16 protein-coding genes are annotated in these 16210 nt (G+C 64.9%); 13 read left to right on the top strand and 3 right to left on the bottom strand.

What is annotated here, in order from left to right; translation table 11 throughout:
* Positions 1-409 precede the first annotated feature (409 nt).
* The 4 genes from rplM (at position 410) to erpA (ending at position 2946) form a co-directional block, all read left to right on the top strand.
* A complete protein-coding gene (gene rplM, locus NFV80_RS00235) occupies positions 410-838 on the top strand; it encodes a 50S ribosomal protein L13 (RefSeq protein ID WP_295324662.1) in 429 nt (142 codons plus the stop codon).
* Positions 839-849: 11 nt separating this feature from the next.
* Entirely contained in the window at positions 850-1242 is a 393-nt protein-coding gene (rpsI, locus tag NFV80_RS00230; RefSeq protein WP_295324660.1) for a 30S ribosomal protein S9, read from the top strand.
* A gap of 94 nt (positions 1243-1336) precedes the next feature.
* Complete coding sequence (argC, locus tag NFV80_RS00225; protein ID WP_295324657.1) at positions 1337-2365, top strand: N-acetyl-gamma-glutamyl-phosphate reductase; 1029 nt, start codon at positions 1337-1339, stop codon at positions 2363-2365.
* Positions 2366-2595: 230 nt separating this feature from the next.
* A complete protein-coding gene (gene erpA, locus NFV80_RS00220) occupies positions 2596-2946 on the top strand; it encodes an iron-sulfur cluster insertion protein ErpA (protein WP_295324654.1) in 351 nt (116 codons plus the stop codon).
* A 73-nt stretch (positions 2947-3019) separates the two neighbouring features.
* Here erpA and NFV80_RS00215 read toward each other — a convergent pair whose 3' ends face one another.
* Complete coding sequence (locus NFV80_RS00215; protein WP_295324652.1) at positions 3020-3934, bottom strand: COX15/CtaA family protein; 915 nt, start codon at positions 3932-3934, stop codon at positions 3020-3022.
* Positions 3934-4983, bottom strand: coding sequence for a COX15/CtaA family protein (locus tag NFV80_RS00210; protein WP_295324649.1), 1050 nt, complete (start codon positions 4981-4983; stop codon positions 3934-3936). The genes NFV80_RS00215 and NFV80_RS00210 overlap by 1 nt, the downstream gene beginning before the upstream one ends.
* A gap of 288 nt (positions 4984-5271) precedes the next feature.
* Between NFV80_RS00210 and NFV80_RS00205 the strand changes: the two genes are divergently transcribed.
* From NFV80_RS00205 to NFV80_RS00170, 9 genes are all read left to right on the top strand, one after another.
* Entirely contained in the window at positions 5272-5421 is a 150-nt protein-coding gene (locus NFV80_RS00205) for a hypothetical protein (protein ID WP_295324647.1), read from the top strand.
* A gap of 30 nt (positions 5422-5451) precedes the next feature.
* Positions 5452-5991, top strand: a complete 540-nt coding sequence (locus tag NFV80_RS00200; protein WP_295324644.1) for a cytochrome C oxidase subunit II — start codon at positions 5452-5454, stop codon at positions 5989-5991.
* Between the two features lie 14 nt (positions 5992-6005).
* Positions 6006-7700 carry a cbb3-type cytochrome c oxidase subunit I gene (locus NFV80_RS00195; RefSeq protein WP_295324642.1) on the top strand — a complete coding sequence of 565 codons (1695 nt, stop codon included), beginning with the start codon at positions 6006-6008 and terminating at the stop codon, positions 7698-7700.
* Between the two features lie 126 nt (positions 7701-7826).
* A complete protein-coding gene (gene cyoE / locus NFV80_RS00190; RefSeq protein ID WP_295324639.1) occupies positions 7827-8723 on the top strand; it encodes a heme o synthase in 897 nt (298 codons plus the stop codon).
* Between the two features lie 19 nt (positions 8724-8742).
* Positions 8743-9624, top strand: a complete 882-nt coding sequence (locus NFV80_RS00185) for an SCO family protein (protein ID WP_295324637.1) — start codon at positions 8743-8745, stop codon at positions 9622-9624.
* A gap of 55 nt (positions 9625-9679) precedes the next feature.
* Positions 9680-10528, top strand: a complete 849-nt coding sequence (locus tag NFV80_RS00180; protein WP_295324634.1) for a hypothetical protein — start codon at positions 9680-9682, stop codon at positions 10526-10528.
* On the top strand, positions 10501-13161 hold the full coding sequence (locus NFV80_RS00175) for an SUMF1/EgtB/PvdO family nonheme iron enzyme (protein WP_295324632.1): 2661 nt from the start codon (positions 10501-10503) through the stop codon (positions 13159-13161). Before NFV80_RS00180 ends, NFV80_RS00175 begins: the two co-directional genes overlap by 28 nt.
* Positions 13050-13622, top strand: coding sequence for an SUMF1/EgtB/PvdO family nonheme iron enzyme (locus NFV80_RS17390; protein ID WP_366143377.1), 573 nt, complete (start codon positions 13050-13052; stop codon positions 13620-13622). The genes NFV80_RS00175 and NFV80_RS17390 overlap by 112 nt, the downstream gene beginning before the upstream one ends.
* Before the next feature lie 111 nt (positions 13623-13733).
* Positions 13734-14231, top strand: a complete 498-nt coding sequence (locus NFV80_RS00170) for a reverse transcriptase domain-containing protein (RefSeq protein WP_295324629.1) — start codon at positions 13734-13736, stop codon at positions 14229-14231.
* 176 nt (positions 14232-14407) lie between these two features.
* On the opposite strand, the gene NFV80_RS00165 is transcribed toward NFV80_RS00170, so the two are convergent.
* The coding region (locus tag NFV80_RS00165; protein WP_295324627.1) for an SUMF1/EgtB/PvdO family nonheme iron enzyme at positions 14408-16210 on the bottom strand (1803 nt) is incomplete at its 5' end.

The following is a 16210-nucleotide window of genomic DNA, read 5'->3' as shown; positions in this document are numbered from 1 at the left end:
GGGCGCGCTGTCCACACTGCAACGAGGGACACTTCGTGCCGACGGCGGCGATTCCACCCCAGCGTCAGGCGACGCCGCCGAGCAGCTCTGTTCGCGGACCGCCATGAGCACGGCTGAACAGAGGTCCCGAGCCTCGCGGGTGACGCTGGATGACGTTTGGGGGTCAAGACCGCCAGGAGTGGGCACGTCGGCGAGACGCCGAAGTCAGCGTTCTGATCCGGGTTTGCGGCAACCCGACGGCCCGCTTGACTCCGGTGATGCTCCCGCGACGACCCGGAAGGCTCTCGTGAACCCCGCGCCAGCGCGTCCGAACCCTATCCGCGCTGCCGAACAGCAATTGACACACATTGCCGACTTGCAATAAGATGCCCGGCTTTCCGTAATCAGGCACAAAAGGACGGCGTTTCTGATGAAGACTTTTTCCGCCAAACCGCACGAAGTGACGCGCGAATGGCTTCTGGTTGATGCCACGGACAAGGTGCTGGGCCGGCTTGCGAGTGAAATTGCTCGTCGTCTACGTGGCAAGCACAAGCCTGAATTTACCCCACATGTCGATACCGGTGATTACATCGTGGTCACCAACGTAGAGAAGCTGCGTGTTACGGGTAACAAGGCCGAGGACAAGAAGTACTATCGTCACTCCGGGTACCCGGGAGGCCTGTACGAAACGAACTTCGTCAAGATGCAGCAGCGCTTTCCGGGACGCGTCCTCGAACGTGCGGTGAAGGGCATGCTCCCGAAGGGACCGCTCGGCTACGCGATGCTCAAGAAGATGAAGTGCTACGCCGGCGGCACCCATCCGCACGCTGCCCAGCAGCCGAAAATTCTTGAAATCTGAAGGGTCACACGATGGCTGATAATTATTTCTACGGCACCGGCCGGCGCAAGTGCGCTGTGGCGCGCGTTTTCATGCGGCCGGGCAACGGCAATTTCGTCGTCAATGGCAAGCCGGTCGACGAGTTTTTCTCGCGCGTCACGGGTCGCATGATCGTTCGCCAACCACTGCAACTGGTCGACCAGGCAGCGGGCTTCGACATCATGGTCAATGTCGCCGGTGGCGGCGAGTCGGGGCAGGCGGGCGCCGTTCGGCACGGCATCACGCGGGCCCTGATCGCTTACGACGGATCGCTCAAGCCCGCGCTTTCGAAAGCGGGCTTCGTGACCCGTGACGCTCGTGAAGTCGAGCGCAAGAAGGTCGGTTTCCACAAGGCGCGGCGGCGCAAGCAGTTCTCCAAGCGCTGATCTCCTTCCGCCACACAAGACAAGCCGCCATTGGGCGGCTTTTGTCTGTGCACTGACCGACACGCCATCATTGGCGAATGACGCGGAGCTACTCATGATCAAGGTGGGCATCGTTGGCGGCACCGGTTATACCGGCGTCGAGTTGTTGCGGCTGCTGGCGCAGCATCCGGAGGTACAGATCGTCACCATAACGTCCCGGGGTGACGCGGGCACTGCCGTCGCAAGCATGTTTCCGAGCTTGCGCCGGACGCTCGATCTGAAGTTCGAGGATCCGGCATGCGCCGATCTCAAGTCCTGCGACGTGGTCTTTTTCGCCACGCCAAACGGTGTCGCCATGCAGCAGGCGCCGGCACTGCTCGACGCCGGGGTGCGGGTCATCGACCTCGCCGCCGACTTCCGCATCAAGGACGTTGCCGAGTGGGAGCACTGGTACGGAATGCGGCATGCAAGCCCCGAGTGGGTTGGGAAAGCCGTCTATGGCCTGCCGGAATACGCTCGCGCACAAATTCGCGACGCTCGCCTGGTGGCCAATCCAGGTTGCTACCCGACGGCGGTACAGCTGGGTTTCCTGCCACTGATCGAGGCCGGTGTGGTCGAACTGGACCATCTCGTGGCCGACGCCAAGTCGGGCGTCTCCGGAGCCGGTCGCAAGGCCGAGATACCGACCCTGTTCGCCGAGGCATCGGACAATTTCAAGGCCTATGGCGTGCCTGGTCACCGTCACCTCCCGGAAATCCGGCAGGCCTTGGCGGGCATCTCGTCTGCTCCCGTCGGCCTGACTTTCGTCCCCCACCTCACCCCCATGATCCGCGGCATCCATGCCACGCTCTACGCCCGCGTCATGGCTGACGCAGACTTTCAGGCGCTGTTCGAGAAACGCTACCAGAACGAGCCCTTCGTCGATGTCCTGCCCCCCGGCTCGCATCCCGACACTCGCTCGGTGCGCGCCGCGAACCTCTGCCGCATCGCCGTGCACCGCCCACAGGGAGGGAACGTCGTCGTCGTTCTTTCGGTGATCGACAATTTGGTCAAGGGCGCCGCCGGCCAGGCGGTGCAAAACATGAACATCATGTTCGGCCTGGCGGAAACCGAAGGCCTGCGCCAACTGGCAATCCTGCCTTGAACTCACCCTTTCGGCCGCCACGGCGAACCGCGGCAGGCCAGGCGACCGGGAAGATCGGGAAAGCTCGGCCACGCAGCGAAGATGGTATGATCGCAGGGTCGTAGAAAATACCGCAAAGATCGGTACACCAACAGAACGAGGCAGGGCGACCCCCGGAACTCCTCGCCGCAGCACCTGTCACAGCTGCTGTGCTTGCCCGCCCAAATTGATCACAATCAGGAGAATGCGTAATGAATGTAGCGACCGAAATGCCGATGCCCTTTCTCTTTACCGACAGCGCGGCCGGCAAGGTGAAGGAGTTGATCGAAGAGGAAGGCAACCCCGAACTCAAGCTCCGAGTTTTCGTGACGGGCGGTGGTTGTTCCGGTTTCCAGTATGGCTTCACCTTCGACGAAATCGCCAACGATGACGACACCACCCTGGAAAAGAACGGCGTCACGCTGCTGGTCGACCCAATGAGCTACCAGTATCTGGTGGGAGCCGAGATTGACTATACCGAAGGACTCGAGGGTTCGCAGTTCGTGATCAAGAATCCCAACGCGTCGTCGACCTGCGGCTGCGGTTCGTCGTTTTCTGTCTAGGCCGGCGAAACGTAATCCATCAGAAGGATTCGGCAGACCGCTTGCGGTGGCGGGCGGCTGCTCTGTCGGATGCTCAGCGGTGCAACAGGGTTGCCAGCGTCGCGAGCAGCAGCGCAGCCACGGCATCGTGGCCGACTGCCAGCCATAGCGGGAAATCGCCGAGTACGATCAGGATACCAAGCGCGATCTCGCACGCCAGTAAGGCCAGAAGCAAGGCCGGGGCCTTGCCTTGCGGGTTGGCGGCGAACCTGCGGATCGCTGCCGCGCTCAACATGACCAGGGCAGCCACGGCAGCGTAGCGATGCAGCAGATGCAGACCGGCGCCGCCCGGGTCGGCGGCGCTCGGCGCGGTGCGCAGGCTGGTGAAGGGGTGCATCGCCGCCCAGTCGCTCGCTGCTGGCCACCACCCGCCCGCGCAAGAAGGGAAAGTGGTACAGGCGAGCAGCGCGTAACCCGCCCCGATCAGCCCACCCAGCATGACCGTGATCGACAGTGCGGCGGCGCCCAGACGCAGCATCGTCGTTGCTCTGGCCTGCGACGCCGGATATGCGCCACTGACCATCGCCACCCGCCACGAAAAGCTCACCAGACCGAGACCACCGACGATGTTCAGGAAGCCGACCAGTGTCTGCCGTGGGTCGGAACTCCAGATGCCGAGAGCCGACAGCGACAGCATCAGGAGCAGCAACAGCGTTGCCGGACGCGCTGGCGCAACGAGTGCCGGACGCTTCCAGCATTGCCAGACCAGCAGGCAGGTGACCAGTAGCGACAGCGAGGCAGACGTCCGGTGCAGCAGTCGCGCCACACCGAAACGCTGCTCCTGCGGTTCGCTCAGCAGTTTCGCGTAGCACGCGGGCCAATCGGCACAGCCGAGACCGGCGCCGTCGAGACGAAGATAGGCGCTCAGTACCACAACCAGCAGCGAGAGGCCGGTCAGCAGCAGAGCAATTGCCCGGACCCGTCGCAAGCGCTGACGATCGTCGACCATCAGGCGGATCCGCCCGCTGTGCGCTGTACGCGCAGGGTGTGATTCAACCACAGCAATACGGCCAGAACGACCATCGCTCCGCCCTGGTGTGCCGCACCCAGAGCGACCGGGACGCCCAGCAGCAGCGTGCCAATACCCAGTGCAAGCTGCGCCAGCAGCACCAGCAGCAACAGCGTCGCTGCACGACGCGCTGTCGCATGAATCTTCGCATTCCAGATTTTCCAGCAGTACCACGGCACGAACAGGAACAGCAGCCAGGCGCCCAGCCGGTGATCGAACTGGACCAACGCCATGTTGTTGAAGAAATTGAGATACCACGGATCGATCAGGAAGCTTTCGGGCGGCAGCAGATGGCCGTTCATCAACGGAAAGCTGTTGTACGCCTTGCCGGCGCGAATGCCGGCAACAAATCCGCCGGTGACCGCCATGTAGCCCACCAGGATCGCCAGCCAGAAACCGGCTCGCTGCAGCGCGTGCAGGTCGCGATCATCATCGGCGCGGCGACGCTCGTCGAGCAATCCCAGCGCTACCCAGAACATCGAGGCGAAGAGCAGGAAGGCCAGGGAGAGGTGCGCGGTCAATCGATAGTGACTGACGCGCGGATCGTCGACCAGCCCGCTCTTGACCATGTACCAGCCCATCGCCCCCTGCAGGCCGCCGAGCACGAAAATTCCCAGCAGCTTCGTCGCCAGCGGCGGGTCGAGTTTGTGCCGCCACCAGAAGTACAGGAACGGCAGGAGGAAGACCACGCCGATCAGGCGTCCGAGGACGCGATGCACATACTCCCAGAAAAAGATGCCCTTGAACTCGTCGAGCGTCATCTGGTGGTTGACCTGCTGATACTCGGGCGTCTTCTTGTACTTTTCGAAGGTCTCGTCCCACTGCTCCCGATTCAGCGGCGGCACGACGCCAACGATCGGCTGCCACTCGACGATCGACAACCCGGAATGGGTCAGGCGGGTGACGCCACCCACCACCAGGATGGTGAAGACCATGGCGCTGCAAATCAGCAACCAGAGAGCGACCTGCCGACGAGCAACCTTGTCCATGATAATGACCCGGGAGAACCGAAAAAAGCGACGATTATAGGCTCTCTGCGACACATTCCGCAGGCTTCCCGCCTGCGACAATCGACCGCAGGCGACACGCCGGGATGCGCTTGCCTGCTGGGCTTGACACTGCTCGCGGGGTTTCCGTGTTCTTGACGTGAATCAAATCGCCCGGCCGCCTGCTGCAGGTATCCTTCCGCCAATTGTGCCCCGAAAGCGCAAGGAATTCGACGTCAGTCGCACCTTACCATGCGCCGCGTGCGCCAATCAGTGATGGAGGACCGAAATATGGCCAACAACAACGATGACGACATTCCGTTCATGCAGAAGCTGCTGGACAACCACTTCCTCCTCTTGTTCCTCGGCGTGGCTTCACCCGGGCTGCTGTACATCCTGTGGGGGATCATCGACATCATGAACACGCCGCTTGCCCGGTAAGCCAATCAGCCATATCAGGGAGAACCAATTATGAGTGCAATTCTGCCGCCGTCCGAACGGCTCTGGTGGAAGCAACCCATCGACAAGGTCGAATGGGCATGGATCGCGATCGCCTTCATCTGGGGCATGGTCATGTTCGTGATGATGATTTACTGGCACGTCTACGGCAAGCAGAACCTGTCCAACGAGACCTACAAGACCACCCCGGAGATGTTCGCCGCCAAGGCCGAAAAATTCATCGCCGAGAACACGGTCCGCACCGAAACCGACCAGCAGATTCCGGTCGTCAAGGTACCGGCCGGCGGCGACGGCTACCTGATCGCACGCCTGTGGGCCTGGTACCCGATTCTGGAACTCGAACATGGCCAGACCTACAAGATCCATCTGTCGTCCATGGACTACCTGCACGGTTTCTCGCTGCAGCCGGTCAACATCAACATCGAAGTGATCCCTGGCTACGAACACGTGGTCAAGATGACGCCGACCAAGGCAGGCACCTATGCCATCGTCTGTAACGAATACTGCGGCATCGGTCACGCCTCGATGCTCGGCCGCATCTACGTGAAATAAGGGGGAGTGAATAGATGGCAACGACTTACCGAACCTGTCCCGTCTCCGGACTGCAATTCGAGGATCAGGCCGAGAAATTGATGCGCTGGAACGCCGTCGCCGGCGTCCTCGCACTGCTCGCCGGCGGCATCACCGCGCTGCTGGTGATCCTCACCCGCTGGCCAGCGATCAAGCTGCTGCCGGCCGACCAGTTCTACCTGATCCTCACCGCGCACGGCATCGACATGCTGATCCTGTGGATCATCTTCTTCGAAATGGCCGTGCTCTATTTCGCCTCGTCGACACTCCTGCGCTGCCGGCTGGCGGCACCGAAGGTCGCCTGGGCGGCGTTCTGGCTGATGGTCGTCGGCAGCATCATGACCAACGTCGCCATCTTCCAGGGCGAATCAAGCGTGATGTTCACCTCCTACGTCCCGATGCAGGCAGCGCCGCATTTCTACCTCGGCATCATCCTGTTCGCGGTGGGCGCGCTGATCGGCTGCGGCATCTTCTTTGCCACGCTGGTGATCGCCAAGCGCGAGAAAACCTATAGCGGATCGATCCCGCTGGTGACCTTCGGGGCACTGACGGCGGCGATCATCGCCACCTTCACCATCCTGGCCGGCGCCGGCATCCTGCTGCCGACCTTCCTCTGGTCGGTCGGCCTGATCAAGGAAATCGATGCCCAGTTGTACCGCATGGTGTGGTGGGGACTGGGGCACTCGTCGCAACAGATCAATGTCTCGGCGCACGTCGCCATCTGGTATCTGATCGCCGCCGTCGTCTTCGGTGCCAAGCCCCTGTCCGAGAAGGTATCGCGCTTCGCCTTCCTGCTCTACATCCTCTTCCTGCAACTCGCCAGTGCGCACCACCTGCTGTCCGATCCGGGCATGAGCGCCGAGTGGAAGGTCCTCAACACATCCTACTTCATGTACTTCGCGGTCATGGCGTCGATGATCCACGGCTTCACCGTGCCCGGCGCGATCGAGGCGGCGCAGCGGCGCAAGGGCTACACGAACGGCCTGTTCGAATGGCTGCGCAAGGCGCCGTGGGGCAACCCGGTGTTTTCAGGGATGTTCATCTCGCTCGTGAGCTTCGGCTTCCTCGGCGGCATCTCTGGTGTCGTGCTCGGTACCGAGCAGATCAACATGCTGATGCACAACACCTTCTATGTTCCGGGCCACTTCCACACGACCGTGGTCACCGGCACGACGCTGGCCTTCATGGCGGTCACCTACCTGCTGGTACCGGTCCTCTTCAAGCGCGAGATGATCCTGCCGAAGCTGTGTCAGATCCAGCCTTACCTGTTCGGCATCAGCATGTCGGTGCTCGGTCTGGTGATGATGGGCGCCGGCACCCTGGGCGTTTCCCGCCGGCACTGGGACATGGCGTTTTCGGGCGCGCCGTTCCAGTATGAGTGGCCGGGTGCCGCGTACCTGATGATGGGCCTGACCGGCATCTTCGGTGTGCTGGCGGTGCTCGGCGGCGGCCTGTGGATTCTGCTCGTCGTCGGCTCGCTGCTGTTCGGCAAGAAGCTCGATGGCGGCAAGGTTTCCAGCCAGCCGACGCCGATCCCGGCGAACACCCAGGCGTCCTCCGCCGTCGCGCACGGCAGCGATCATGTTGCCGTTCCGGGTACGGTCGTCCTGGCATTGCTGCTCTTCGTTGCTTTTGTTCTTTACTACTTCGTCAACTGGAAGTACCTTTCCGAAGTCTGGCTGCTCAGCTGATTCGGCAACTCCCCGCTCCCCACGGGACGCGGGGACCTGCCTCAATCGGGCTTGGCCGACAGGCCCGATTCAAGCAGGTCGGAAATCGCCGGCAAACCATTTTTGATCGCCACGCTATCGACGCCAATGCAATCCACACCCCCACCGAACAGCACTCCCGGCTCCCCCCTGCGTGCCATTCTGGGCGTATTCAAGCTGCGCATCGGCGTCGTCATCACGTTTACCGCACTGGCGGGGCTGGCAGTCAGTTCCGGTCCCGGCCTGAGCCCGCTGCAGTTGCTCGCGCTGACCCTTTCGGTGCTTGTTTCCTCGGCCAGTGCCGGCGCTTTCAACCAATATTACGAACGCGACCGGGATCACCTGATGTCGCGCACCAGCCGGCGTCCCTTCGTCACCGGCGAGCTGCGGCACGGCCCCGTCTGGCTGCTGATCATCGCCGCCCTCACCGCCCTGTCGGTCGCTGCCGCGTGGATCGCGCTCAACGCCTGGTCGGCACTGTTCGTCTTTCTCGGCGCTTTCTTCTATGCCATCGTTTATACCGTGTGGCTCAAGCGGCGCACCTGGTTGAACATCGTTTTCGGCGGACTCGCCGGCAGCTGGGCAGTGCTGGCCGGGGCGACCGCGGCCGATCCACAGATCGGCGCCGTGCCACTGGCGCTGGCACTGGTGCTTTTCCTGTGGACCCCGCCGCATTTCTGGAGCCTGGCGATCGCTTTCCGTGACGACTACGCGGCAGCGGGCGTACCCATGCTGCCGGTCGTCGTCGGTGACCAGCGTGCGGCAAACACGATCTTCTTCAGCACCCTGGCGCTGGTGGCGGCGAGCATGCTGCCGCTCGCCTGCGGTCTCGGTGCGATCTACTTTGCCGGCGCCGCGACGGGCGGATTCCTCTTCCTGCAGAAAGCATGGCGCCTGACCCGCGACCCCTGCCGCAAGTCGGCGATGGTCTGCTTCCATGCCTCGCTGATCCAGTTGACCCTCGTCCTCCTCGCCGCCATCATCGACGCCCAGTTCGCTTCCTGATTCCTGTCGGCCCGCTCCGGTGATCGCCGCAATTTTCCGTGTGCTGTTCGCAGCGCTTCTCCTGCTCGCCGCGCAGTCGCTTCTTGCCGCCGACGCGGTGCCCGAGAAGCCCAAGCTGACGGCGCGCCCGCAAGGGGCAAACAGCGGTCTGACGCTCACTGCCCTTGACGAAAAGGCCGCTTTCGAGCTCTCGCAGAGCGCGATCGGCAAACGCGTCGGCGATTTCGTGCTCCTCGACCGCGAGGGAAGACCGGTCGAGCTGTCGAGCTACCGTGGCAAGCCACTGCTCGTCAACTTCATCTACACCGCCTGCTTCCAGGCCTGTCCGACAACCATACGCAACCTGCAGAAGGCCGTCGACGATACCGTCAGCGTGATGGGCGCCGACCGCTTCCACATGATCAGCATCGGCTTCAATCAGCCCTTCGACTCGCCGGCCGCGCTGAAGGACTTCGCCCGACAGCATGGCATCCGTTTGCCCAACTGGGAGTTCCTCAGCCCTGCCCCGGCGATCGTCGATGAACTGACGCGCAATTTCGGCTTCAGTTTCGTCGCCACCGCGGCCGGCTTTGATCACCTCAATCAGGTGAGCCTGGTCGATGCCGACGGCACGATCGTCCGCCAGGTGTACGGCGAGAAGTTCACCGCCGAGGACATTGCCGAACCGCTGAAGATGCTGATCACGCGCGCGCCGATCCCGCCGTCGGCCGGCACGCTGCAGGAGATCATGCAGCGCGTCCGCATCCTCTGCTCGATCTACGACCCCGTCACCGGCCGCTACCGCACCAATTATTCCTTATACTTCCAGATCGCCGGCTTCGCCACCTTCGTCGGCTTCCTCATCTACCTTTCGGTGAATTTCTGGCGAAACCGCCGCCGCAACGAAGCGCGCACCCCCTGAGAGGTGGTGCAGAGGCTCCGGGTTTGCTGGAGCGAACCACAAAGGGGAAACACCCATGCTGACGAGTCGCCTGCCGGACGCTGAAGCCCGGCGCGGACTCCAGAAGATCGCCGGTTGCGATGATCCACAGCGCCGCATGGATGTGGTGTTCGTCCACGGATTGGGCGGCGATTCGTGGACCACCTGGATGGCCGACCAGGACGACATCGCCAGCTTCTGGCCCAACTGGCTGGCAGACGATGTACCGGGCCTCGGCATCTGGACGCTCGGCTACGCGGCGAGCGGGTCGAAGTGGAAGGAGGAATCGATGCCGCTCGCCGATCGCGGCAACCAGGTGCTGGACCTGCTTTACAACGAGGACCTCGGGCAGCGTCCGTTGGTCTTCATCACCCACAGCATGGGCGGCATCGTGGTCAAGCAGATCCTGCGCAACGCGGACGATCTCGGCGTCAAGCGCTTCCAGCCGATCCTGGCGCAGACCCGTGGTATCGCCTTCATCGCCACCCCCCACACAGGTGCGCATATCGCCAACTTCGCCGAACTCGCCGCGGCGATCTACCGGACCAACGAGCACGTCATGGAACTCGGCGCCCATGACCCGCGGCTGCGCGAGCTGCACGGCTGGTTCCTGAACAAATACCTCGAGAACCACACCGTCGTCTGCCGCACCTACTGCGAGAAGCGCGAGCTTCGACCGGAGATTTCCCTGCTCGGCATCCGTCTGCCCAAGGGCATCCTGGTTGTCAATGAAACGAGCGCGGAGCCCAACATCCAGGGTGAACGGGCCATTCCGCTCGACGAAGACCACCTCAGCATCTGCAAGCCGGCCGATCGGAGCTCACAGATCTACAAGGGCATGCTCCGCTTTGTCAGGGATTGCCTGACCACCCAGGACCCCGGCTAGGCCCGCCGCAACAAGCCGCGCGGGGCGCGGCGGGCCACCCGACACCGCTGATCGAAACCGCCGCGCAGGCGCTGGACCGTTATCGCCAGACCCTGCTGCGCGAGCTTTCCGCGCGCCCCCAGGTCGACACGCGCTTCGTCCGCCTGCGGCTGCTGGACATGGTGCGCAGCGAGCACGCCTTGCAGTTCCACGAACGGGCGAAGGACTACAACGACCTGCGCGAAGTCCTCGCCGAAATTCCCGAGCGGGCGATGGTGCTTCTTGGCACCCCCGGTTGCGGCAAGTCCACGCTGCTCCTGCGCCTGCAGCTTGAAGATACCCGCGAGCGCCTGGCGGAGGAAAGCGACAGGGTTTCGCTCTTCGTCTCGCTCGGGGCCTATCCGCTCGACCGGAATCCGGCACGCGATGCGCCGCGACCGCTCGACTGGCTCCAGGCGCAATGGCTTCGGCAGGCGCCGGGCCTGCCCGACCTGGAAGCGCTGCTGGGCGAGGGCCGCGTCCTGTTGCTGCTCGACGCGCTCAACGAGATGCCGCACCGCGACCCGGAGGACTTCCGCGAGCGCGTCGAACAATGGCGGCGCTTCCTGCGCGACGATTTTCCGCCCGGCAACCGCGCCGTCTTTTCGTGTCGCAGCCTCGACTACAGCGAGATGCTGAGCGTCAAGGACGATGTCGATGTGCGGCAGGTGCGCGTGCAGCCATTGACTCCACCGCAGATCGAGGAATTCCTGCGTCTTTACGCTCCCGTTCACGCCGAGCGCGCCTGGATCGAGATTCAGGGCAATCAGCGCCTGCTCGAGCTCTACAGCACGCCCTACTTCCTCAGGCTGCTCAGCGAGCAGCTTGCCTACGACCCGCGCGTCGCCAGCGAGCGCGCCGCCCTGTTCACCGGTTTTGTCCGACGCGCGCTGGAGCGCGAGATCTCCGGCGGCAACCCCCTGTTCGTGCGCGACGGCGTGCTGCACGCCCGCGATCGCGAGCGTATTGCCGGCCGCGAGTGGTGCGACGCTCACGATCTGCCGCGGCGCGGGCCGCTCATCCCAAGGCTGCAGGCGCTCGCCTACGCCATGCAGGAGCGTTTCGGCAGCAGCGACGGCAAGCAGGTGATGGTCAGGTTCGAGCAGGCGCTGGCGCACCTCGACCATGCGCGCGCCGAAGAGCTGCTGAAAGCCGGCACCGACATCGCCGTGCTCGACGAGGATCGCAGGACCGACCAGGTGCGCTTCTTCCACCAATTGCTGCAGGAGTACTTCGCCGCCAGGCAACTCGCGGCGCATCCGGCGCCGGCCGCCGAACTGGCGCGCAGCGAGTGGCGCGCCGATCGCATCCAGCCCTCGCTCGCCGACAGGCTCGCGACCTTGCAGGACTTCGAGCCGCTGCCCCCTCCCGACCCGACGGGATGGGAAGAGACGACCGTGCTGGCAGCCACCATGGCGGCCGATCCCGATGCCTTCGCACGCGGTCTTGCCGACGCCAACCTGGTGTTGGCTGCGCGTTGCGTGACCGCCCTGCGCGCGACCGATCGTGCCAAGAGCAAGACGGTGGCGTTGCTGCGGAGTCGCTTGGCGGAGCGCAGCCGCGACCCGGCAGCCGATTTGCGCGCGCGCATCGCCGCCGGCCAGGCGCTCGGCGAGTTGGGCGACCCGCGCTTCAAGCGCTGCCGCGGTCCCCACGGCGATTACCTGGGGCCGCCGCTGGTGGCGATCGAAGCTGGGACGTATCCTGTCGGCAGCGACGAGGGCCTGTACGCCGACGAAGCGCCGACCCACGCCGTGCCTATCGAAGCCTTCGCGATCGGCCGCTTCCCGGTTACCAACGCCGAGTGGCGGCTGTTCATGGCAGCCGGCGGTTACCAGGACGAGTGCTGGTGGCGCACCGAGGCCGCCAGGCGCTGGCAGCGCGGCGAGGAAAGCGCCGACGGTCCCAGGCAGCAGGCACGCGGCGTCCGGCAGACCGTGCGCGACAACCCGGCATGGATTGACGAGTTGCTCACCGCCGGCCAGATCACTTCCACGCAAGCCCGGAACTTCAAGCAATGGTACCTCGAGACGTCCGACGGCGAGTTCGAGGCGCTGCTCGACCGCTCGCTTCCTTCAGGGGTGCAGACGCAACCGCAGTGGTGGCACGACCCGGAGTACAACCACCCGGCCCATCCGGTGGTGGGCGTCTGCTGGCATGAGGCGCGCGCCTACTGCGCCTGGCTCTCGGCGCAAACCGGGGAGGCCTATCGGCTCCCGAGCGAGGTCGAGTGGGAGGCGGCCGCGCGTGGCCGGGCCGGGCGGCGTTACGCCTGGGAAGGCGACTTCGACCCGGCCCGTTGCAACAGCTTCGAAAGCCATGCGCGCGGCACGACGCCGGTAGGCGTGTTTCCCGCTGGCGATACCCCGCAAGGGATTGCGGACATGAGCGGCAATGTGTGGGAATGGACCGGCAGCCTCTACCGGCCGTATCCCTACGGGGCCGACGACGGTCGCGAGAACGCGGAAGATGGCGATGGCCGGCGCGTGGTGCGCGGCGGCTCGTGGCGCTTCGGCCGTGGCTTCGCGCGTTGTGCCTCCCGCAACGGCTCCCCCCCCGGCAGCCGCGACGGCAATCTCGGCTTCCGGGTGTTGTGTGTCTCCCCCATCTTTTGAAGCGCTGGCCTCCGGCGCACTGGTCTCTGTTCCTCTGGTTTGCTGGTTCTCTGCAGCGCCGCTGCGCGGCGCTGCGCGAAAATTTTTTCGCCCTTCGGGCTTGTCTCGCATCGGCAGACCGGCAATACTCTGCTTGCCGGCGCAAGCCGGCGGGGCTTCCTGGGAGGGTTCGGCGCGTGGTGCGCGGCGGCTCGTGGAACAACAACCGTGACAACGCGCGTTGTGCCTACCGCAACAACTACCACCCCGGCAACCGCAACAACAATCTCGGCTTCCGGGTGTTGTGTGTCTCCCACATCGAGCAGTCCCTCGCGTCCGTTGCCCAACACATCGGGGCGGGCGAGGCGCCGCAAGGCGTTCCGGAAATGTCGTGCGACCACGCTTGCCCGGCCGAGGCGAGGGTTCTGTGGATGGCTCAGGCGAGTCCTGTCCGCACGGCTGTCCGGCCGTCGGGCGCATAGCGAAGAGGGGCGCCTCCCGGGTTTCGGCCCCGAGGCGTCCCGCCCCTATTTGGCGGTCTGCTTCAGCCAACCGCCCAGCAGCCGGCCAATCTCGGCGACCAGGCCGCTCACGTGCTCGACTTCTTCATCCACGAGCCGAAGCGGCGCAAGATCAGTGCCGCACCGTTTCGCGACCGGGTGGTGCACCATGCCCTGTGCAACGTGATCGAGCCACGCTTCGAACGCCTCTTCATCGCGGACAGCTACGCAAACCGAAGGGGAAAGGGTACGCACCGCGCCATCGACCGGCTGCAGCAGTTCGCACAGCGCGATCGCTACGGGTTGCGGGCCGACATCGTCAAACATTTTCCGTCGATCGACCACCGGATCCTGCGCGCGACCTTGGCGCGCGTCGTCCCTGAAGCGGACCTCCTGGCGCTGATCGATCGCATCATCGGCAGCGGTGCCGGCGTGCTCGACGACGAATACGCCATGACCTACTTCCCGGGCGACGACCTGCTCGCCGCGTGTCGGCCGCGCGGCCTGCCGATCGGCAATCTCAGCTCGACGACTACCTCGCCGGACGCATCTCCTTTGCCGAGCTGGATGCCAGCGTCCACGGCTGGGTGAATCATATCCGTTATGCCGACACCTGGGGCTTGCGACGGCACGTTTTTGCCGGAATGCGGTTCACCAGGGTGCCGGAGAGGCCGCCGGGCGCTACGCGCCCGTGAGCGCCGCGCAGCGGCGCTGCAGAGAACCAGCAAACCAGAGGAACAGAGACCAGTGCGCCGGAGGCCAGCGCTTCAAAAGATGGGGGAGACACACAACACCCGGAAGCCGAGACCGTAGTTGCGGGCGCCGGGGCGGTAGCCGTCGCGGCAGGCACAACGCGCGAAGTCACGGTAGACGAACCACGAGCCGCCGCGCACCACGCGCCGGGCATCGCCACCAGCGTCGGTTTCGCCCGGTTTGTCGAACCGGTTCAGGCACCACTCCCAGGCGTTCCCCGCCATGTCGAGCGCTCCGAAAGGAGAGGCGCCCTGCGGATAGATGCCTACCGCCGAGGTGAGCCCGAGACCATGGGGTCCGGCGCCATCCCATGTTTCGTCGATGTTCGCATGCCCCGGTTTGAATTCGCCCCAGGGGAATTCCCGGCCATCCGTGCCGCGCGCTGCCCTTTCCCACTCCTGCTCGCTCGGCAGCCGGATCTCGTAGCCGAGCGTTTCGCTCAGCCAGCGGCAGAAGGCCATCGCCGCGAACCACGAAACGGTCTCGCGGGGATGATTGGCATAGTTCCAGGCCGCTTCGTCAGGGCGCTCTGACCGCTCCGCGAGGCCTTCCCACCAGCGAGCATCGGCATAGCCTTGCGGGTCGTCGAGGAAGCAGCCGAACTGGCAGTGGGTGACCGGGTAGCGGGCGATGTGGAAGCCCGGCAGCCGGATCTTCCGCTTGTATTTTCCGTAGCGGAACTCGCCGGCGGGGACTTCGACCCAGTCGATGTCCGGCACCGGTCGTTGGCGCCTGGCGTCGAAACGCACCCCGACGCCGGGTCGGTCGTCGAGCGGCAGGCCGCCGAGGCGGAGTCGGCCGAGTGCGCGCCCAACGGCGGCGCGCGCCTCGGGTTCGGGATCGTGTTCGAGATCGCCGAGCCGCGGCGACCATGCCTGGCGCAGGCGCCGCAGCGTCGCCTCGGGCAGCTGCGCGCCGCTGCCGGCGATACACTGCGCCGCCACCTCCGGCTGCGCCCGCATCAGCCATTCGACGACCGGCGTGCAGTCGTCGGCGTGCAGGCCGGCGAGCAGCACGGCGGCTTCCTCCCAGCCCGTGCGCTGCCACCAGCGTGCGGCGGGCCACAGGTCGCCGGCGTGCAGGGTGCCTGCGGCCAGCCGCGCGCGCATGCCGCGGGCGGTGAAGTACTCCTGCAGCAACTGATGGCTGAATCGCACTTCGCGTTCGCCGACCGCCAGCAGGCTGACGGCAGCCGCCCGGTGGAGCAGGCCGCTGTCCAGCCAGCGGTCGGCTTCGCAGCGGTCGACCGCCGTCGCGCTGTCGCCGTATTCATCGCCGCGCTCATCGCCGCTCTCATCACCGCGCTCATCGCCGCTCTCCGGCGCTGCCTGGCCGCGCCGTGACTGCATCGTCCAGGCGAGGCCTTCGAGCGCTTCGAGCAGACGTTCGCCTTCGCCGCTGAGCCGCAGCGTCCCGCCTGCCGCTTCCGCCTCTTCCGCCAGGTGCTCGCGCAGCAGCAGGACCTCGACGAAGCGGTCGAAGAGCAGCGCCCGATTCTGCGGCACGTCGCCCGCGTCGAGATAGACGCAAGTGAGCATGTAGAGCAGGTACGGATTGCCGGCAAGCCGCATCAGGCTGCGCGGGTCGCGCACCGCCTGCGCCCAGGCGCGGTCCATGGCCCAAGTCGTATGGCTGTAAATGTCCGGATTTTGCCTCGGCACCTCGCTCGCCGACCAGAAAAGGGCAAGGCTGGCGCCGGCGGCGTGCCAGCTTCTCCATACCCGTCGCACGTCTTCGCCGCCGGCGAGGCGCCAGAACAGATCCTCGCCGCGTGCGCGCCCGGGCGCCTCGCGCGCGGCGGGATCGGCTGGACTCGG

It is taken from the genome of Accumulibacter sp. (genome assembly GCF_023806565.1).
GTDB lineage: Bacteria > Pseudomonadota > Gammaproteobacteria > Burkholderiales > Rhodocyclaceae > Accumulibacter.
The sequence above is the reverse complement of the archived record's forward strand: the minus strand, read 5'-3'. Positions and strand labels throughout refer to the sequence as shown.